11 protein-coding genes are annotated in these 20540 nt (G+C 60.0%); 9 read left to right on the plus strand and 2 right to left on the minus strand.

Translation table 11 applies throughout. The features are described from left to right. Positions 1 to 55: 55 nt before the first annotated feature. Positions 56 to 2059: an asparagine synthase (glutamine-hydrolyzing) gene (gene asnB / locus VSP_RS13530; protein WP_009961233.1), complete on the minus strand. Its 2004-nt coding sequence runs from the start codon at positions 2057 to 2059 to the stop codon at positions 56 to 58. A 304-nt stretch (positions 2060 to 2363) separates the two neighbouring features. On the opposite strand from asnB, the gene VSP_RS13535 reads away from it, so the two are divergent. From VSP_RS13535 to VSP_RS35310, 9 genes are all read left to right on the plus strand, one after another. Continuing rightward, positions 2364 to 10025, plus strand: a complete 7662-nt coding sequence (locus VSP_RS13535; protein ID WP_009961234.1) for a type I polyketide synthase — start codon at positions 2364 to 2366, stop codon at positions 10023 to 10025. Positions 10026 to 10029: 4 nt separating this feature from the next. Continuing rightward, a complete protein-coding gene (locus tag VSP_RS35305) occupies positions 10030 to 11379 on the plus strand; it encodes a condensation domain-containing protein (protein WP_009961237.1) in 1350 nt (449 codons plus the stop codon). 22 nt (positions 11380 to 11401) lie between these two features. After that, positions 11402 to 12382, plus strand: coding sequence for a fatty acid desaturase family protein (locus VSP_RS13545; protein ID WP_009961238.1), 981 nt, complete (start codon positions 11402 to 11404; stop codon positions 12380 to 12382). Between the two features lie 587 nt (positions 12383 to 12969). After that, a complete protein-coding gene (locus tag VSP_RS13555) occupies positions 12970 to 13713 on the plus strand; it encodes a hypothetical protein (protein WP_009961239.1) in 744 nt (247 codons plus the stop codon). 274 nt (positions 13714 to 13987) lie between these two features. Next, positions 13988 to 14776, plus strand: a complete 789-nt coding sequence (locus tag VSP_RS13560; protein WP_009961240.1) for an outer membrane lipoprotein-sorting protein — start codon at positions 13988 to 13990, stop codon at positions 14774 to 14776. A 91-nt stretch (positions 14777 to 14867) separates the two neighbouring features. Then, a complete protein-coding gene (locus tag VSP_RS13565) occupies positions 14868 to 15596 on the plus strand; it encodes an ABC transporter ATP-binding protein (RefSeq protein ID WP_009961241.1) in 729 nt (242 codons plus the stop codon). Then, positions 15593 to 16708, plus strand: a complete 1116-nt coding sequence (locus VSP_RS13570) for an ABC transporter permease (RefSeq protein ID WP_009961242.1) — start codon at positions 15593 to 15595, stop codon at positions 16706 to 16708. The genes VSP_RS13565 and VSP_RS13570 overlap by 4 nt, the downstream gene beginning before the upstream one ends. Positions 16709 to 16842: 134 nt before the next feature. Further along, positions 16843 to 17955 (plus strand): hypothetical protein, encoded by a 1113-nt coding sequence (locus VSP_RS13575; RefSeq protein WP_009961243.1) that lies wholly within the window; start codon positions 16843 to 16845, stop codon positions 17953 to 17955. Positions 17956 to 18105: 150 nt separating this feature from the next. Beyond that, complete coding sequence (locus VSP_RS35310) at positions 18106 to 19770, plus strand: esterase/lipase family protein (protein WP_009961244.1); 1665 nt, start codon at positions 18106 to 18108, stop codon at positions 19768 to 19770. 228 nt (positions 19771 to 19998) lie between these two features. Here VSP_RS35310 and VSP_RS13585 read toward each other — a convergent pair whose 3' ends face one another. Further along, a complete protein-coding gene (locus VSP_RS13585) occupies positions 19999 to 20532 on the minus strand; it encodes a cupin domain-containing protein (RefSeq protein WP_009961246.1) in 534 nt (177 codons plus the stop codon). Positions 20533 to 20540 lie beyond the last annotated feature (8 nt).

The raw sequence follows: 20540 nt of genomic DNA on the forward strand, positions 1-20540 counted from the left end.
AACCTGACTCCGGGGCCTGTCGTCCGCTTAGGCGAGCGACAGGCCCCAGTTGCGTTCAGTGAGTGGTCACCGCAGGCAGGCCTTTCTCAGCCGGTGGGACGATGCTTGTCCAATCCGAAAGGCTACAGAGGGAGCTGTCTATGTACAGGTGATGCCACAGCTGGGTCGCCACCACGGCGGCGAGGCCCATCTCCACCGAGAGTCGAGGCATCGAGCCTTCACGTAGGTCTTGGTACGCTTTGCGCCATTGGTGCACGGCTGTGGCGTCGAAGTAGCCGCTTCGGTTGAGCGACTCCTCGCTCAACAGCTCATTGATGAACTCTGGTGAGGGATCCAGGTGGAAGCTGTCCAGCGGCGCACGGAAGATGACTTTGCCACGCTTGTAGATGGAGGGGGGCACCCAGCGCTCTGCCAGCAGACGGAGAATGTGTTTGTCCCGAAAGCCGTTGAGCTTCCACTTCGGATGTAGCTTGGAGGTGAAATCAAACACCTCCTCGTCCAAGAAGGGGTACCGTACCTCTACGGAGGAGTGCATGGCAACACGGTCGCCCTTGGCCTGGAGCAGGTGGCCTGCGAGGGTGACGCGGCCAGCCATCCAGACGCCGCGGTTGGAGGGGGCCCATTGTTTCGCCCGATTGAGGTCCATGTTGAGCGATTCCCAAGGCTCGATGGTGTCCAGCATGGGGCGCATGGCCTCACTGTAGAAGCGGAACTTCGTGATGCTGAGCAGCCCGAAGGAATCCACCCAGGCATTGGGACCGCCAATCACATCCTCGATCTGCCTGCGGATCGCGCGAGAGTACTGGGGGACCTTGTTCAACCGCAGGTAGCCGCGGCGCATCCAGTCGCTGAGGCGAACATTGGGTAGTACGTCAAGATACCCCAGCACCTTGGCGAGCTTATACCACGGGTAGCCCATAAGCCACTCATCAGCGCCCTCGCCCGTGAGTACCACTTTTTGACCGCTGGCGTTCACCTTTTGAGCGAGCTGAAGCAGCGCCGCACATGACGTGTCGATCACCGGGGCCTCGGCCGCCTGAATGAGGCGCGGGTAGGTATTGAGAATGTCCTCTGTACGGAAGTTCTGAACTATCGGTGAAGGGGCACCAATGTATCGGGCCACCATGCTGGCTGCGTCCAGTTCATCCAAGTCAGGGTGGTCGACGCGGACAGTGTAGGTGTGCACATTTTTACCCTGCAAATGGCAGGCCAGCGCCAGGATCATGCTGGAATCAACCCCGCCGGAGAGGTAGGAGCCCACGGGCACATCCGCACGTAGCCGCATGCCAACGGCGTGGAGCAAATGCTTCTCGAAGTCATCGACAAGGTTCTTTGCGTCGCCGTCCACCTCCTGCCCCTGGTCAGGGAAGTCCATTTTCCAGTAGGCGCGCTCGTCCAAGGTCGGACCCGCGCTCTGGCGACCCGGTTGGATCCGGAGGTAGTGGGCAGGCGGCAGCATGCGCACGCCCTCGAAGCAGGTGGTCGGCCCGGGGAGGGCGGCAAAGGTGAAGATTTGATCGATGCCCTTGTGGTCTGGCCGGGCGGGCACCATCCCTGAGGCCAGCAAGGCCTTGATCTCAGACGCGAAAAGCAACCAGTCTCCCTGTCGAGTCCAGAAGAGGGGGGCAATCCCAAATCGGTCACGTCCCAGGATCAGTTGCCTCTTGGAATCATCCCAAAGGGCAACAGCGAACTGCCCCCGCAGTTTTTCAAAGAAGCCCTCCTGATAGTCTTCCCACAGGTGGGGCAGGATCTCGGTGTCGCAGTGGGTTCGCAGCACGTGTCCGCGTTCTGTGAGCTCGCGGCGCTTTTCAATGTGATCGAAGAGCTCGCCGTTGAAGACGACATGCACGTTCCCCGTCTCGTTTTTCATGGGCTGCTGCCCATCGGCCAGTCCCACAATGCTCAGCCTTCGGGAGGCAAGCCCCACGCCTGGGCGGATGAAGAAACCCTCCTCGTCCGGACCCCTGTGCACGATAGCCCGGGCCATCCTTCGGAGGGCCTCTTCGGGCACGGTGCGTTCACCGCCGAGATCCAGCATGCCTGCAATGCCACACATAATCTTCGTATCGCTTTTGGTGGACTCTAAGGACAGTCTTTTCTGCGAAAATCTGTTGCATTAAAAAAAAGACAAAATGGAGGCAGGAAAAGCGCGACAAATCTCCTCACCGGGAATAGAAGGGGCTCAGTTTCTGCATGGTTGCGGAATTTCGTTGAAAATCGTTCATGCTTCCCGGAAGTGTAGATGTGTCGTACGGCAGTAATTCAGTGATTCACGTATATTTGAAGACAATTCTTGTATGAATAAAGAAGGAATTGCCATCGTTGGTGTTGGATGTCGCTTCCCTGGTAAGGTTGCGGACATGGAGTCCTACTGGAAATTGCTTGCCGAGGGCCGTGAGGCCGTTGGTGAAGTGCCCGCAGACCGGTGGAATTTGGAGCGGTACTATGATGCGGAAGCCGGGATTCTCGGCAAATCGATCGCCAGCCGGGGTGGGTTCGTGGAATCACTCGAGCAGTTCGATCCCCAGTTCTTCGGCATCTCCCCTCGTGAAGCCCCATTTGTGGACCCGCAGCATCGTCTGCTCCTGGAGACTGCGTGGGAGGCCATTGAAGATGCCGGCCTGGTGCTGGACTTCGAGAAGGGGACCGATCTCGCCGTGTATGTGGGCATCTCCCACAACGACTACCAGATCATCCAGGCCTCGCCGTATGATTCCTCGGGCATCAGCCCTCACACAGCTACGGGCAGCGCCCACAGCATTGCGGCCAACCGCATTTCCTACTGTCTGAATCTCACTGGCCCAAGTGTGGCCATGGACACTGCGTGCTCCTCCGCGCTCACTGCGGTGCATGCTGCGTGTGAGCACATCTGGAGCGGTCGTGGTGAAGTGGCCCTTGCGGGTGGCGTGACCATTATGATCAACCCTGGCGGGTTCATTGGCTTCTCCCAGGCGTCAATGTTGTCACCTGATGGTCGCTGCAAAGCGTTTGACGCCTCCGCCAACGGTTTTGTGCGTGGGGAAGGGGCTGGCATGGTCCTGCTGAAACCGCTGTCGAAAGCGATCGCCGATGGAGATCCCATTCATGGCGTGGTGGTGGGCACTTCCATCAACCAGGATGGTCACACCAACGGTATCTCCCTGCCCAGCCCTGAGGCCCAGGCCCGGTTGGTGAGAGATGCCTGTCGCGATGCGGGTGTTGACCCCTCCAAGATCGGCTTTGTGGAAGCACATGGCACGGGTACCGCGGTGGGGGATCCCATTGAGGCGACCGCCCTTGCAGAAGCCCTTTGCGCCGGACGTGCCTCGGACGATCCGCTCCCCATTGGTTCAGTGAAGACAAACCTTGGCCACCTGGAAACCGCCGCAGGTGTGGCGGGGCTTCTGAAGGCTCTGCTGGTGCTGAAGCATCATCAGATTCCGCCGAGCCTGCATTTTGAGACCCCCAGCCCGCACATTGACTTCCCCGGGCTGAAGCTTCGTGTTCCCACCTCTTTGGAGCCGTTTCCGGCCATTGATGGTGAGCGCATCGTTGGGGTGAACTCCTTTGGATTCGGGGGTGCCAATGCCCATGTAATCGTGTCTGAAGCTCCTGCGCGTCCGCAGCCCGAAGGTCCGGTGATGGCTGACGGCCGCTCGTGGCCGCTCGTGCTTTCCGCCCGTTCGGAAGAGGCCCTGCGTGGTAACGCGGCCCGTATCGCCGACTGGCTCGAAGCCCGATCCAACGCCAATGGAAGTACTCCGTTGCTGCCTGACCTGACTTATACTCTGGGTGCCCGTCGCAATCATCACCAGTATCGCATGACGCTGGTGCCGCAGACGATGCCAGAGGCGATCGAAGAACTGCGTGCTTACGCTGCGGGGTCCCCGGGGCCGAAGGTGCAGGTCTCTTTCACTCCGCGGCCGGAGCAGGCGCCTAAAGTGGGCTTTGTGATGAGTGGTCAAGGACCCCAGTGGTGGGGCATGGGCCGTGAACTCATGAAGCATGAGCCTGTGTTCCGCGCCACGATGGAGCGTTGTGCCGAGGCAATGAAGCCGTGGGCACGCTTCTCTCTGCTGGAGGAGTTGGCGAGAACGGAGGAAACTTCCCAGGTGGCCCGCACGGAAGTGGGGCAGCCGGCGATCTTCGCCATGCAGGTGTCGCTCGCGGCACTGTGGCAGTCCTGGGGGGTGAAGCCTGCCGCAGTGGTGGGGCACAGCGTGGGTGAAGTGGCCGCCGCCTGTGTGGCTGGCATCTTCAGCATTGAGGAAGGAGCCCGCATCATCGTGCAGCGCGCCCGTTTCATGGAAGACTGCGCCCGCGGTGAAGGCACCATGCTGGCCGTGGGGCTGTCCGAAGAAGAAGCCCGTGCAGTGATCGCACGTCATGACCGTACGGTGAGTATCGCAGCCTTTAACGGCCCGCGCTCCCTGACCATGGCGGGCCCAAGAGTCTCCCTGGAAGCCATTCAGTCGGAGCTGGAGGGTCAGGGTGTCTTTGCCCGCCTCGTCAAGGTGGACCATCCCTTCCACCATGCGCTCATGCAACCCGCGGCAGATGCCCTCGTGGCAGCGCTGGCAGAGATGAAGCCGCTCGAAGAGACGGTGCCGTTCTTCAGCACGGTGACCGGTGAGCGCTGCTCGGGTGAGTCCTGTGACGCCGCCCACTGGGGGCGCGGCATCCGCCAGCCTGTGCTCTTCGCCCCGGCAGTGAACGCCCTCGCCGACTATGGTGTGGATGTCTGGCTGGAAATCAGCGCGCACCCGGCACTGGCTCATTCCATCCAGGAGTGCCTTACCGCGCGCGGTGTCAAGGCCCCCGTCCTTTCCTCGATTCGCCGCGAGCGTGAGCATGACACCATGCTTGAGACGGTGGCCAATTTGCACCGGAATGCGGTGGAGGTGGACTTCTCTGCCATCACGCCGTCCCGCCGCCAGCTTGCCCTGCCTGCCTATGCGTGGGATCGCAGCCGCTGGTGGAGCGAGTCTCCCGACTGGAAAGAAGGTCGCCTTGGCAAGGGGGGGCGCGGTCTGCTTGACACTCGTCTGCCTCGCGCCACTCCGACGTGGTCGGCCCGTCTGGACTCCCGCCATATGGCCTTCTTGAAGGATCACAAGGTGGAGAGCCATGTCATCTTCCCTGCTGCAGGCTTTGTAGAGCTAGTGTTGGAAGCCGGGGTGCAGCTCTTTGAGGGGCGCCCGTTTGCCGTCGAGGACTTTGAGATCCGCAAGCCGCTCATCCTGCCGGAGAACCCGTCCGGCATCCAGTTGGAGGTGACCTACGACAGCAACGAGCGTACCTTCACGATCCAGAGCAAGTTTGAGAACGCCGCCTCGTGGTCGGTCCATGTGGTCGGTACGATGCGCAGCGAGCGTACGGAATCGACGTTCGCCAACACCGATTGGGAGTCTGCTTCTCAAGAAGTGCGAGGACTGGAGAAGGTGGATCTCACCCACTTTTATGATCACATGGCCGACAAGGGCTTGCGCTACGGTGAGGAGTTCCGCGGGGTGCGCGAACTCGCTGCTGCGGGTGGTCGATCTTCCGGGCGAGTCGCCTTGACCGAGGCTTCCGCAGTCCGGGCAGGGGAGTATCAACTGCATCCGGTGCTCATGGATGGTGCACTGCACGTGTTCTCCGCAGGTGCCCGCACCGTGGAAGGACGCAAAGCCCGGCTCAAGTTGCCCGTGCGTTTTGCCCGCATCCTTTTCCTTCGCTCACCCGGTGCCTCGTGCAAGGTTGAGGCAGGGGTTCAAGGCTTTAATGACGAGTATCTCCAGGGCCGCTTGGGAATCTATGATGAAGAGGGCAACCCTTGCGTGCTGGTGGACGGTTTCCGGGCCATCGCTGTGGCCGGGGTGCGCCGTTCAGGCAGCCCGGGAGGCATCCGGGATCTGATCTATAGTGTAGGCTGGGAGCGCAAGCCGCTCGTTGGCACACCGGCGACGCATGAGCCGCTGCCGCTGTCCCGTCTGAAAGAGGCCGCTGGTGCGGCGCTCGATGAGGTGGTGAATGCACGTGGCCGTGGGAAGCTGGAAGCGGCTCTGGCGGCAGGCGATACGCTTGCAGCCGCCCACTTGGCGCAGGGACTGCGCAAGATGGGGGCCGGTGATCTCATCACTGCGGAGGCTCTGGGCGTGGCCCCGGCGTTGCAGCCGGTTTTTGGCCAGCTCATGGCGGGTCTGGTGCTGCGCGGCTTGGTGGATGCAAAGGATGGTGGCTATGTGCCCACTGCGGAATTTGACCGTGTGGCCGCCTCGGCGGACGACACCCTGCGTGAGTACGTGGAGCAGCATCCCGGCCATCTGCCTGAGGCCCTGCTCTGCGTGGCGAACTGCGCGGAACTGACTTCTATTCTCCGTGGCGAGAAAGAGGCGGTCCAGGTGCTCTTTGGTGGAAGCGGTGCAGACCTTCTGGACCAGTTCTACGGTGACGGCCTTTTCACCTGTCACTGGCTGGCGGCCATTGCGGCCACGGTGCAGGAGGCGGCCAAGGCCCTGCCGGAGGGGCGCGGTCTGCGCATCCTTGAGATCGGTGCGGGCACGGGCGGTCTTGCCTCATACCTGCTTCCGCAGCTTGAGCGTGGGCTGCACAGCTACACCTTCACGGATGTTTCCGCCTCATTCTTCTCCGGTGCTATGCAAAAGCTGGCCGGATTTCCAGAGGTGGAATACCGGGCCTATGACCTGGAGCGATCCCCTGCGGAACAGGACTACCAGCTGGGTTCCTATGACTTTGTCATTGGCACGAACTGCGTGCACGCTGTGGGCGATGTGCGCGAGGCTCTTGGCCACCTGCGTGATCTCCTCGCCCCAGGGGGCAGCTTGGTGTTCATGGACACCGCCTCCCCTCAGCTCTGGACGGAGACCGTCTTCGGTCTCACGAGCGGTTGGTGGAGCCTGACGGACCGCGAGCTCCGCCCGGTGCAGCCGCTCATGGAGCGGGAGCAGTGGGAAAAGGTGCTCAAGGAAGCTGGGTTCGACGAAACGGCCTCACTGCCCGGCCTTACCGGTCCACGTGGTGGTGAAGGACAGATCGGCGTGCTGGCCCGCAAGGCCTGGACGACCGGGGCTGCTCCTGCTGACGTCGAGGAAGCAACGGCCGAAGAGTCCGGCGAAGGCGTGGAACTGGAGACATCCTGGCTGGTCTTTGCTGATGCGGGCGGTCTGGGCGACCAGCTTGTGTCCCGTCTGCGTGAGGCCGGTGCCCGGTGCCGGGTGGTGACTCGTGGTAGTGCATACGCCTCTGATGGCCAAGACCAGTTCACCGTGCGGGCGGAAGCCCCGGAAGACTGGACCCAATTGGTCACGGAGGTTGTGGCGGACGCTGCTCCGGAACGCTTCGTGTATCTCTGGACGCTCGATGAGCCTGCCGCACCTGCGAAGGCTGATGACGTGCTCGGCGGCACAGATGCCCTGCTGCATCTGGCCCAAGCTCAAGATTCCATCTGCCCGGCTTCCAAGGTCCGAATGGACCTAATCACCCGTGGTGCCCAGTCAGTGGGTGAGGAGATCCCCGTTACGAGCGTGGCCCAGTCTCCCGCCATCGGCATTGCCCGTGTGATTCACAATGAGCAGCCGAGCATTTCCTGCCGTTGCGTGGATCTGCCGCCGGTGGCCTCAGAAGGGGATGTGGATCTGCTGCTGGGTGAATTGGGGAACCGCGATGCGGAGCGAGAAGTGGCCTTCCGCGGGGAAGCCCGCTATGCCATGCGTCTGACGCGTGGCCGTTCCGTGCAGGAACAGTGGCTGGACGCATCTGTCCCCCTCCGTCTGGAGTCGAAGGATCGCGGTCATCTGGATGCCCTGGCGTTCGCGCCGTTTGAGCAGCCAGCCTGTGGTCCGGATGACGTGGTGATTGATGTCATGGCCGCTGGGATGAACTTCCGCGACGTGCTCAAGGCCCTGGCCTTATACCCTGGTGAAGCTCCTGATGCTCGCATCTTCGGTGACGAAGTGGCGGGGATCATTACCGCCGTGGGGGCGAATGTGGATCACGTGAAAGTGGGCGATCGCGCCTTTGGTCTGGCCGTCTTCGGCATGGCCACCCAGACGCTCGCTCGTGGTTGTGACGTTCGCGTGATGCCGTCTGCATTGAGCTTCGAAGAAGCCGCCACGCTGCCAGTGGTCTTTATGACCTCCTGGCACTCGCTGGTGAATGTGGCCCGTATGCGTGCGGGTGAATCCATCCTTGTCCACGCCGGTGCCGGCGGGGTCGGTATGGCCGCCATCCAAATCGCCCGTCACTTGGGAGTGGAAGTCATCGCCAGCGCAGGCAGCGCCACCAAGCGCGCCCTGCTGTTGAATATGGGGGTGAAGCACGTCATTGACTCCCGTCGTGGCGACTTCGTGGAGGCTGTCATGGCCCTTACGGACCGTCGCGGGGTGGATGTCGTCCTAAACGCACTGGCCTCCGAGGCCATCCCCATGGGGCTGGCATGCCTCTCAGAATTCGGCCGCTTCATTGAAATCGGCAAACGTGACATCTACCAGAACTCCCGCATCCCGCTCTGGCCGCTGCGCAACAACGCATCCTTCCATGTGGTGGCGATGGACGCTGTCTTCAGCGGTGATGGCAAGCTGGCCCGCCAGCTTCTGGCGGATGTGACCGAGCGTGTGGAGCAAGGTGAATTGCACCCGCTGCCCTTCCGCGCCTTCCCGGCGTGCCGTGTGGATGCTGCCTTCCGCCAGATGGCGCAGGGCAAGCACATCGGCAAAGTGGTCGTTTCCTTCGCCCCCGAGTTTGTCTCGCGGCGTGGGGAGGCTCCAGTGCCTGCATTTGAAGTGCGACCGGATGGTGCTTACCTGATCACTGGTGCCTTCGGCGGCTTTGGCCGTGTGCTGGCCAACTGGCTGGTGGAGGCGGGAGCCCGTCACTTGGTGATGAGCAGCCGTAGCGGCTTGAAGACCCCGGGAGCGGAGGAGTTTGTCCAAGGCTTGGAAGCCAAAGGGGTCCAGGTGCTAACTGTCTCTGCAGACGTAGGCTCGAAGGAAGATGTGGCCCGCCTCTTTACTGAGATCGGCCAGCTCAGTGTGCCGCTCAAAGGTGTGTTGCATCTGGCCATGGTCATCGATGACGCCCCGCTCGGGGTGCTCAACCGGGATCGTATGAAATCGGTGCTCACGCCCAAGTCCTACGGTGGTTGGTTGCTCCATGAGCAGACCACCGGCATGGACCTGGACTGCTTCCTGATGTTCTCCTCGGTTTCGAGCGTGTTTGGCAACCCTGCTCAGGCCAACTATGCGGCTGCCAATGCGTTCCTCGACTCTCTGGCCCACCACCGCCGTGCGCTCGGCTTGCCGGCGCTGACGGTGAACTGGGGTGTGCTGGGGGGTGAAGGTTATGTGGCTCGCAACGAAAAGGTGGCAGAGTTTCTGGCCCGTCAGGGGACGGCGGCTCTTTCCCCTGGCGAGGTGGTCACTCTCCTTGAAGGCTTCCTTGCCTCTGGCACCGCTCAGGGCGTGGCCATTCGGGTGGACTGGAACAAATGGCGTCAATTCTTCCGCGGCATGCAGGAGAACCCGCTGCTGGAGCGCATCTTTGCTTCAGGCATGGACGATCAGGAGGCCGGTGGTGGCACTAGCGACTGGCGTCTGCGGATCGAGTCCGCCTCTGCGGATGAGCGTGAAGGCGTGATTGGTGCCGCCGTGCGGGATGTGGTGGGTGGGGTGCTCCGAGTGAAACCGGACAGCCTGCGCATTGATCAGCCGCTCACCGATCTGGGGCTGGATTCCCTCATGGGTGTGGAAATTGAGAACTCGCTGGAAGCAGCGATTGGCGTGGCTCTGCCACCTACCAGCCTCATGCGGGCTCGAACCATTGGACAGATTGTGACCCTCATCTCAGAGCGTGTGGGAGGCAAGTCGGGGGCTGCCCCAGCCGCTTCCGCCGCACCTGCGGTGGTCGAAACACCCGCCGCGGTGGAAGAGGTGGATATTGAGTCCCTCAGCGATGAGGATCTCGACCGTCTGCTCGGAGATGATGCGTCCGATGATGTTACGCCGCGTGCCGGTTCCACTGGTACGACTTCCGCGATCTCCTGAGGACATGTCTGACGACAAGCGCGCCCGGCTCAAACAGCTCCTCGCCAACGGGGAAATCAAGCTCCACCCACTCTCCCTCTCCCAGAGGGAGTTGTGGGAGACGACGCCGGTGCCGGTTTCGGACCCTGCCAACCACATCTGCAGTCTGATTTTCATGCGGGGCAAAATCCCCCCTGAAATGACGCGGCAGGTGGTGCAGCGGGTGGTGGACCGGCAGGAGGCGCTCCGGCTGTCCTTCCTTCCCGGGAAGGGGCAGCCGTTTCAGATGGTGCGTGCGACTGGGGACGCGAACATCAAGTTCCGTGACCTCCCGGAAGCCCAACAGCGTCCTGAGGCGCTGGAAGAAGCGGTGCAAGAGATCTTCGGCGAGCCGTTTGATCTCATGCACGGACCGCTTTACCGGATTGAAATGTTGTCCCGTTCTGCTGACGACACGGTGCTGGTCTTTGCCGCCCATCATACCATTGCGGACGGATGGAGCCTGGGGGTGTTTGTGCAGGACCTGTGGGCCTCCTGTCTGGGGCTGATGAAGGGATCAAAAGGGCCTTTGCCACCTGTGCCCATGTCGTACTCTGCCTGGAGTGCGGCGGAGCGGGCGATGTGGCCCCAACCTGAGCTTGAGAACAGGGCCACCTACTGGCGTCCTTTGCTAAAAGATGCGCCGCGTTTGTGGAGTTCTCCCGTGCGAAAACCGGGTGAACGTCATGCGCTGAGGCGCTGGGTGACGGAAATTCCCGCCCCCTTGACACAGGCTATTCAGGACTTGGCGAAAAAAAATCACGCCACGTTGTACAGCACACTGCTTGCGGCGTTTCAGACCACTCTCTGCCAGTTCACAGGAGGTGAGGACATCACAGTTGGCTCACCTGTGGCCAATCGCACCCATGCTTCTATGAAGGAGACGATGGGTTATGTGTCCGGAGTGGTGCCAGTGCGGGGGGTGGTCGTTCGGGATCGTCCTTTCTCAGAGACATTAAAGGTGGTGCACGAGTCCACCATGGATGCCTTTGCCAACGCGATGCCTTTTGCCGAGTTGGCGAAGGCGGTGGGGGAGGCACCCTCTCCGGGCCACAATCCGATTTTCGATGTCCGCTTTGCCCTGCAGAACCACCCCGTGCCCGAAGTGGGATTGCCCGGCATCTCGATGAAGCTGCGCATGCGCTCCACGGGTACCGCCCGATTTGATCTCGCCTGCGAAGTGACGCAGGATGGAAATGTGCTGGAATTGGTCTGGTTGTCCCGGGAATCCCTCTTTGACCATGCTGAGATTGAAAAGCTGAACGACCTGTATCAACTTGTGCTGACGCGGGCTTGTCAGGCACCCAGCCAGACCAGCGCTGCGCTCATGTCTTGACGGACCTCCCCCTTCGACCGCCATGAACACCGCTCCAGTTCAAGTCCCCGCCCCGGTCATCAACCCACTTGAGGATCCGCATGAACCTCATTGGGTGAGTCGTGCGGCGTTTCCATTGTTGACCTTGCTGTTGGCCATCAATCTCGCGGGCATCTTTTTCGCGCTGTACTACAACAACTACTGGGTCGCCATCCCCCTGATGCTCACGGCGAGCCATCTCATGCATGGGAACCTCATTGGTTTTCATGAGGCGTCCCACGGCATGTTGCGCAAGAGCCGTTTCCTCAATGAAGTGGACGGTGTGCTCATCGGCCTGCTGAGCAACACCAGCTTCAGCCTCTATCGGGCGGCGCACCAGACTCACCATGCGCACTTGTCTTCAGAGCGGGACGAGGAATTTTGGCCGTTTGTGGATCCCAAAGTGCCCCGCTGGTTCCGCGTGTTGGCCGCTGTGGCGGAGCTTTCTTGTGGACTGTATGTCACCCCCCTGGTCTTTCTGCGAACCTTCCTCCGGAAGAATTCACCCATCCGCAACAAGAAGGTGCGCCGTCGCATCTGGAACGAACTGATTTTTATCGTGGGGTTCTGGACAGTGACCGTCTGCCTGGTGGCCTACTTCGGCGTGTGGAAGTATTTCCTCGGCCTGTACTTCGTGCCGGGGTTTATTGCCGGGAACCTCCAGGCCTGGCGCAAGTACATTGAGCATGTTGGCCTGACGGGTTCGACGATCCGCAGTGCCACCCGCAGCATTGTGGCGGATTCCGTGATGGGGAAGATTGTGTCGTTTTCGTTGCTTCATGAACCCTTTCATGGGGTGCATCACCAGCGGGCGGGCATTCCACATGCTGAGTTGCCGCTGCACCGTGCGGACCTCATGCCCGTGCATGAAGATGAGCATCCTCCGTTTCCCAGCTACTGGCATGCCTTTTTGCACCTCCTGGTCTGCTTGAAGGATCCGCAGGTCGGGGCGCAGTGGCGCAAGGTGGCGGCAACGCAGAAATAGGGTGAGGTAAGCGGGAGGCGGCGGAAGGAAAAGCGGCCTGCGCACCTCGTGCAAGCTCATCCTTTGCCTGGGGCGTTTGGTTCCCTGTCTGGTCCAATTGGAGCGGTCGTCCTCCAGGGCAGTGCCCCGTGATTTTTGACATTTTCAGGGCCCGACTGGCGAGCCAGTGGGTTCTTGGAATTGGAGGACGTAGGTGGCACGACTGACGAGCTGGATCTTCGGATTACATTGCTCCACCTCAGACGTTGTAGAGCAAGCGCCCGGATTGCCACGCGCCACTCCTGACGTTGCGGACGTCATCACGGTTATACGCCCCACGCACTGTATTCGTCCTCTGTCGCTGCCGGTTGGCACAACCGGACTTCGCCGGAGGGGGTAGCTCAATGGAGTTCGGCTGTCGATGCCCGCTTACCCTTTGTCGCATCTCATGCTCCTCTCCCTCAGGGCACTTGGCAGTCTTGGTTTGATCTGTTCCAACCGCAGGCTGGGTGCCGCCCGATCCCTTGGGAAGACCGGCGGCCCTCCACGGAGGTTTGGCCGGTCCAAGCGATATGAAGAACATCTGAACTTTACCCAAGAAACCCATCATGAATCCTACTGCCAAAACATTTGCCGCCAGCCTGTTCGCTGCGGCATTCATCTCCATGTGTACCGTGGTCTCCGCCCAGGTTACCGTTACGGAGACTTCCTCGACCGGCTCCGGCACCATCACGACCTATTCACCCGGGCAAACGCTGGTCGTAAACCAAGAGTCTGGCTCACCGACCAGCTATACCGTCACCAAACAAACAATGTTTGTGGATGAAGCGGGGCAGCCCGTGGAAGCAGCTCACATCACCTCTGGCGCGCCCATCACCGTGAACTACATTCGCGAGGGCGATCGCATGGTGGCCTCACGTGTGATCGTGAAAAAAACGGTTACGACCACTGGCGGACCTGTGGCCACCCAGACGACTCGCACCACGACGACGACCTCGGGTGCAGGCACGATCTCAGAATTCAGCCCTGGCCAGACCATCGTGCTGCGCTCAACTTCGGGTCCGCTGACATACGCCACCTCCAGTTCCACGGTGTATGTGGATGAAACCGGAGCCCCTGTGGCCGTGGAGAAGATCGCGACGGGTGTGCCGGTGACGGTCCATTACGTGCAAGAAGGGGATCGCATGGTCGCCAACCGCGTGGTGGTGACCCGGACGGTAACAACTCCCTCCCGCCCGCTGACCAAGGACGAGCGCGAAGAACTGAAGGAACAGCGCGAGGAAGCCCGCGAGCGCCGCAAGGAGGCTCGTGAGGAAGCCAAAGAACGCCTTGAAGACCTCAAGGATGACTGAAAATCTGTTTGGATAAAATAGCTTCGAGGGTGTCAGATGGGGGCAAGTGACCGGAGAGCATGAAACACCTCAGGTCTCCCTCCCATCTTGTCCAGATTCAAAAAAACTCGTACCCCCTGGCATTTTTATCCGATCAGGTTTCAAGTTACGTTTCCTTCAAAACTTTTCCTTTCAGGCAGCGAATTCCCTCGCAATGATTAGGGGGTTCGCTGCCTGTTTTGTATCTGCAACGACGTGTCAACAATCTTGCGTTAACCTTCATCGCTGACTTTCTATGAAACTGGTACCCTTTATTGCCGCCATGGCTGGTGGCTTCATGTTATCGACTGCTGCGATGGCTGCCGAGGCCCCTGGGGCGGCTGAGCTGGCATCCAAGCTGAGTGAGCTACAGCAGGATGGCAATACGTTCATCCGCGTGAAGATGATCGTCAGCTCTCCGGCCAATCCTTCTGATCCCAAGACCACCCTGCAACTGCAGATCAAGTCACGCCGGAGTGCTGGTCAGACAGATGTACTTTATCAGGTGCTTTTCCCCAAGGATAGAAAAGGCGAGGCAGTGCTCATCAACAGCAGCGGCAGTGGGGCGACTTTTACTCCTCCGGACAAGGTTCAGTCCTTTGACGCCAGCAAGTTCAAGGATTCCCTGTTTGGGAGCGATCTTTCGGTTGAAGATGTTTCCGACAACTTCTTTGCCTGGAAGGACCAGACCTTGGCCGGCAGTGAGAACATCGGCAATGTGAGCTGCCAGATCCTTGAATCCAGGCCCAAGGGTGCCCGTTCCAGCTATGTGCTTGTGAAGTCCTGGATCGACACGAAGCGGATGGTCCCGCTGCGTGTGGAAAAATACGGTGCTGGCAACCAACTGGTGCGCCGCATCGACACTTCCGATGTGGCCAACGTGGATGGGCGTAACGTGCTGGCGATGCTGGTGATCCGCCGCCCGGGCCACGCCACGGCGACGGAAATGGACGGTTCCCGCATCAAACGCGGCGTGTCCTACACCGACGCGGATTTCAGCCCGGAAGGGCTTAAGAACTTGAACGGCCCCAAAGGGGGGGAATAGTCCATCTCGGGGTACACAGTGCGTCAAGAAGGGTATCATGAATGAACAACAATCGTCTGGACCATCTGATGCTCCCCGTGTAGCCTCCGGCATGGCTGAAAACGCGCCGTCGGCATCCACACCATCAGTGTACGAGGCAAGGGGATTAAAAAAAGAGTTCGACGGCGGCAAGGTTGCCGCACTGCGGGGCGTGGACTTGGATGTGAGGGAAGGGGAATTTGTCGCCGTCACAGGGCCGAGTGGTTGTGGCAAGAGCACGCTCTTGCAAATGCTGGGATCTCTGGCGTTGCCGTCTGACGGCACACTGAAATTCCGCGGCCGCTCCATCCCAGAGATGCCAGACCCTGCCCACTATCGCTCCCATGATATCGGCTTTGTCTTTCAAGCGTTCCATCTCCTGCCGACCTTCACAGTGCTGGAGAATGTGCAAATCCCCATGTTCGAAGGAGGGCTGACCAGAGCCCAGCGCAAAGCTCGCGCGGTGGAACTGTTGGAATCCGTCGGCCTGGGGCACAGGCTTACCCACTTTCCGTCTGAGTTGTCGGGTGGGGAGCGTCAGCGCGTCGCCATTGCCCGTGGGCTGGCCAACGGCCCCTCGGTGGTGTTGGCAGATGAGCCCACAGGAAACCTGGACAGTGCCAATGCCGACCAAATCCTGGAGCTGCTGCTGAAACTGCACCGTGATCGCAAGGTGACGCTGGTGCTTGTCACGCATGATCTGGGCATCGCCGGACTGGCCTCCCGTACTATTCGTATGAAGGACGGTCGGGTTGTTTCCGAGGCTGTGTCATCAACGTCGTCCCTTGCCAATCACCCATGACCTTCTTCACCATTGTAACTCGCGGATTGATGCGCCGTCCTGTGCGGACGGGGCTTACGCTGGCTGGTATCTCCATCGGCATCGCCGCGGTGGTGGCGCTGGTGGGCATGGCTTGGGGCTATGAGAAAAGCATCGGCAAGCAGCTCGACGTCATTGGCATTGACATGATCGTCAGCAACATGACGGGCGGGATCATGCCCAAGACCTTCGATGCGAGTGTTGAGACCAAGATCGCCCAGCTTCCAAAAATCAAAGAGACGACCTCGTTGCTCATGCAGCTCATCAGTGTGGAAGACGCGCCCATGATCATGGTGTCTGGCCGCAAATGGGGGGGCTTCACGTGGCACCAGCTCAAGGTGGTGGAAGGACGGATGATCAAGGACGAACATGAGCCGGCGGTGGTGCTGGGAAGGCTCGCCGCAGAAGTGCTGAAGAAGAAAGTGGGGGACACCGTTCAGCTGGACAGCGACGAACTGAACGTGGTGGGCATTGTTGATGGTGGCTCCGTGGTGGAAAATGGTGCGATCATCCTCTCCCTGCCTGTCATGCAGAAGGTCACCCTCAATGAGGGCAAAGTGAACTTCATCGACATTCGGCTCAAGCCGGGATCGGACAAGGATGCAGTGACTGAGACGGCTGCGGAGATTAAAAAGATCTTCCCCGAGGGGCGTGCAGTGAAGGCCAGCGAAGTGGTGGGCACGAGCCAGGGCTTCCGCGTGGCGCGGGCCATGAGCTGGAGCACGTCCATCCTTGCCATCGCCGTCGGTATTTTGGGTGTCATGAACACCATGCTCATGACTGTGTTCGAGCGCACCCACGAGATCGGCATTCTGCTGGCAGTGGGCTGGCGGAGGCAGAGAGTCATGCTCATGGTCCTTTGTGAGTCTGCCTTGCTGGGTCTCCTGGGCGGGATTCTGGGGGTCATGCTCGGTGCTGCCGGCCTGATGATCATGGAGACTACGCCGGCTATCAAAGGGCTTCTGGAGCCGGACCTGAGTCCACGTCTTCTGATCACCTCTGTCATCATTGCCGTGGTGGTCGGGTTGATCAGCGGCCTCTATCCCGCGTGGCGCAGTTCCCGACTGTCTCCTGCTGTGGCGATCCAGAGCTAGCAACGCGATTTTATCGCGAGTGGACCCGCCCGCCGTCGGCGATGGCCCAATTTATTTTTTCACAAGGATCGGTGCAGCATTTGCTTATGCGCGATGAGCATCTTGGTCCACTGGCTGTCTAAAGCGTCACTCGCATGAAGAATTTGAAACCGATGGAGGCTGTCGCCGTGTTGTATGCAACCGGCCAGGAGGATGTGTCGCGGGCAATCGTGGCGAGCTTGAGCGAGGCCATTTTTGGCGGAACCGGGCTGGAACCTGCGAATCGTGCGAAGCAGTTGCTTGCCCGCATTTCGTACCGGCTGTTGAAATGGACCACCCGATCTGTGCTGCCGGATGGGGACGGTCAGGAGGGGGCGACGGTTTACCGAAACGTCATTCTGGACCGTTCGGGTCACCCGTATGCGGCCGCCCTCATGGGCACCACTGACAAGTCAACCCAATGCCTCGTGGAAGGGGGCGATCCAATGAACAGCCAGTACATGATGATCTCGCCCGAGATTCGGCAAAATGCTGGCACATGGGACCGGATCTTCCTCGACTCCGTCCAGGGGAAGGATGTCCGTCTGCGTATGGTTTGGGAGACGTTGGCAACTTACGAATCCGCCCGAGCCTTGTTGGATGCGGGCAAGAGTGTGCGGCTCAAGGCCGTGGCCGCTGGCACTGGGCTGAGCCTGATTCTTGTGTATGACCGGCTCATCCGTGATGGTTTTGACCCTGGTCGTCTTGCGGTCTCGATCACTGACCGTGATGCTGTCAACATCGAGAAGGCGAATCGGCTCATGGACAAGCTCCAGACTACCAAAGGGCGACAGGCTGTTCAGGAGCGCGGCGGCAGCATCCTGGCCAAACCGGAGGATCTCTTCGAAAAAAGCGCTGGTGCCGGACTGGAGCCGTACGATGTGGTCACGGCCATCGGCATCCTCGAGTACTTTCACGGTCACACCTACACCACCACGGAACACCACCTGAATCTGACGGTGCAACCGGAGGCGGCCTCTGCCATTGATCTCGTGCAGCGTCTGGATGAGATGGTGGCTCATCAGGGCAGTCTGGTGGTGAATACGTACCGGCGTAATGCCGCGACCCAACTCCTCGAGTTGTTTGGCCGACGTTTCGACTATAGGGACCGGGAGAATCTAACCGATCTGATGGCGGCTGCCAATTTTGAACTGACCCGCCTGGTGGGCTCCGGCCATGTGTACGATGTTGAGGTGTACGGAAAAAAATCTGTGACATTGCCTGCTTAGCGGGGGTGGGATGACAAGGTCCGCTTGACGGACGCCCCATTTGGCATTTACAGGCGGGCGATCATGCGCCTGCCGTCCACATTCTGTGCTGCTGTACTTTGGATTGTCACTGTGTGTGTGACCGGGTGCTCAGGGTACTCGTCCGTACGCGTGAAGCGCCCCAAAGCCAAGGCGGAGAGCCTCTCCGGTGCGGTACTCAAGAAAGCACTGGGAGATCCGCGAAAGGATCCTGAACTACAGATTGGCCGGCTTCTGAATGCCGCTTCACTGGCTTCTGACAAGCTGCGTCGCAATCCAAAAAACGATCAGGCCCGGCGCGACTATAATTTCGCCATTGGCCGCATCTTTGAGGTCCTTCATGAATCGGGGCTGGAGCCCTGGAAGATGCCGCTCAAATGCCCTGGAAAAGACGGGCAGTGGACCTTTGTCGTAAAGTCAGATGGTGATCCAACGCACGATCCCTCCCTCTTCCGCATTCTACCGGCGGACAGGTTTGAATTCAGTGGCAGTCTCGTGAAGCAGCGTACGGTGAAGCAGGGGATCGGGGCACCCATGGTGGCTTCGAGCAAGCCCGGGTTGGATTTCACGAAGAAGGACCGCTTCATCATGGGGCAGAACGTGTACTACGGTCTCACCGTGCTGATCAGGTTCGACGGGCAGCGCTGCACGGCGGTGTCCTATGACCCGCTACAGGTGGAGAACGTGCAGCTTTCCGGACACAGTTTCCCGCTGGCTGCCGACTTCACCGCCCCCCTCGGTCTTGCTCTCGCAGAGCTCAAACCCCGGCGGACGGAACTGGAACGAATGTTCAAACCCGATCAGTACGCGGGGACAAGCCGTCTTGCCAGACTGCAACCCTACGAGGCACACAAGATCCCGATCCTGTGCATCCATGGCCTGGGGGACTCCCAGGCCACTTGGGCACCCATGATTGAGACCTTGCGTGGCGACCCGGTCATCCGCCAGCATTACCAGTTCTGGTTTTATACGTATCCTACCGGATTCCCGTACCCGCTCATGGCTGCGGATCTTCGCAAGGAACTGGATGACATGGCGGCCCGTTACCCGGGACACAAGAAGTTTGTCGCCATTGGGCACAGCATGGGTGGCATGATTGCTCGTGAATTGATCACAGATAGCGGCATGAAGCTGTGGAACGCCTATTTTGATGTGCCGCCAGATCAGCTCAATGTCTCGCCCCAGGCCCGGCAGATTCTGGAGGGAACCTTGATCTTCAACCACCGGAGCGACATCTCCAGAGTCATCTTTGCTTCCGCATCTTTGGGCGGGAGTGATGTGGCGGTGGGCTTTTTGGGCAGGCTGGGCAAGAAAATCATTGGAAGCAGCACAGCGATTCTAGGGGATATGGATGACACCATGAAGGCAGTGACTTCTGCCAAGCCGGCCAAGACCGGTGAACCCATCCTGGCGATGCCCAACAGCCTGGATGCGCTGGATCCTGACAACCGTTTCCTGACGACGATCAACAACATCCCTCCGACACCAGGTATCCCGTATCACTCCATTATTGCCGATCGTGGAAAGGGAGGCAACTTGGACAAAACAAAGCCAGTGAGCACAGACGGCCTGGTGCCTTATTGGAGCAGCCACATCGATGGTGCCCAAAGCGAGCTGATCGTCCCCAGCGGGCACTGGTCGAATCAAAACCCGCAAGCGATTGCCGAAGTCCGTCGGATCCTGCTGGCTCATATTGGCAGAAAAGCCAAGCCGGTGGCCCCCTCTGCCCCGGCGCCACAGAATCTTAACACGAATGAACTGCAGCTGCCTGCGGGGGCACCTCGGATCTTGGATTGAGGTGGAGCGGGCCAGTTTGCATTGCACCCGCCATGTTGGGGGTGTAGCTGACTTGGGCCTTGGATTCTGCCGCGCCTCACGGCCTTGAAGCATTGCCACGTCCCGAGGACATTCCTCCGGCTGAAGGCAACCGAGTCGGTCTCCCTGCAAACCGGGGTGTCAAATGGGTGATGTGCAGTGGGTAAATAAAGTATCGGTGGTGCGTAATGGGCAGGCGGAAGCCCGCCGCTAGTCCGCAGGCCACCATTTCCTTAAACCACCCTCCTTCCCCAGTACGGGATCAAAGTCAGGCACTGGCACTTGCTTCACCCTTTCCAGAGCTTGAGGTCGCTGGCAAAGTTCTCCCGTGAGGATGTCGCACTTCATGCCATTCGGATACGCGCCCACCACGCTGAAGTCGTGACTGTGCTCAATGCACATGTGACCCACACCGGCAGGGATGATGATGACGTCTCCGGCCTGCACTAGAGTTTCGTGGCCGGTGGAGCCGCCGAGTTTTAGGGTGGCGGAGCCACGGTACACGCCCAGCACCTCATGCGTGTTGCTGTGATAGTGATGGTAGGGGTACACGCCGTTTCTCCACGAACCAGACCACTGATTGATTGCGAACTGCTCTTCAAACACTTTCGCCAGATCCTGCCCGGCATTGGCTGCCAGCCGCACGACATCCCGGTAAAGCAGGAGGGGCAGTGGACTGTTGGGGATGAGTCCGTCGTCATCAAATGTGAAAGTCTCGGAAGATGATGGGGAAAGTGCGGGCATGGTGCGGG

This window comes from Verrucomicrobium spinosum DSM 4136 = JCM 18804 (assembly GCF_000172155.1).
Classification (GTDB): Bacteria; Verrucomicrobiota; Verrucomicrobiia; order Verrucomicrobiales; family Verrucomicrobiaceae; genus Verrucomicrobium; species Verrucomicrobium spinosum.

Excerpts from the sequence above, each read along its gene's own strand:
- asnB (WP_009961233.1), bottom strand. The coding sequence starts at position 2,059 with ATGTGTGGCATTGCAGGCATGCTGGATCTCGGCGGTGAACGCACCGTG.
- VSP_RS13535 (WP_009961234.1), top strand. The coding sequence starts at position 2,364 with ATGGAGTCCTACTGGAAATTGCTTGCCGAGGGCCGTGAGGCCGTTGGT.
- VSP_RS35305 (WP_009961237.1), top strand. The coding sequence starts at position 10,030 with ATGTCTGACGACAAGCGCGCCCGGCTCAAACAGCTCCTCGCCAACGGG.
- VSP_RS13545 (WP_009961238.1), top strand. The coding sequence starts at position 11,402 with ATGAACACCGCTCCAGTTCAAGTCCCCGCCCCGGTCATCAACCCACTT.
- VSP_RS13555 (WP_009961239.1), top strand. The coding sequence starts at position 12,970 with ATGAATCCTACTGCCAAAACATTTGCCGCCAGCCTGTTCGCTGCGGCA.
- VSP_RS13560 (WP_009961240.1), top strand. The coding sequence starts at position 13,988 with ATGAAACTGGTACCCTTTATTGCCGCCATGGCTGGTGGCTTCATGTTA.
- VSP_RS13565 (WP_009961241.1), top strand. The coding sequence starts at position 14,868 with ATGGCTGAAAACGCGCCGTCGGCATCCACACCATCAGTGTACGAGGCA.
- VSP_RS13570 (WP_009961242.1), top strand. The coding sequence starts at position 15,593 with ATGACCTTCTTCACCATTGTAACTCGCGGATTGATGCGCCGTCCTGTG.
- VSP_RS13575 (WP_009961243.1), top strand. The coding sequence starts at position 16,843 with ATGAAGAATTTGAAACCGATGGAGGCTGTCGCCGTGTTGTATGCAACC.
- VSP_RS13585 (WP_009961246.1), bottom strand. The coding sequence starts at position 20,532 with ATGCCCGCACTTTCCCCATCATCTTCCGAGACTTTCACATTTGATGAC.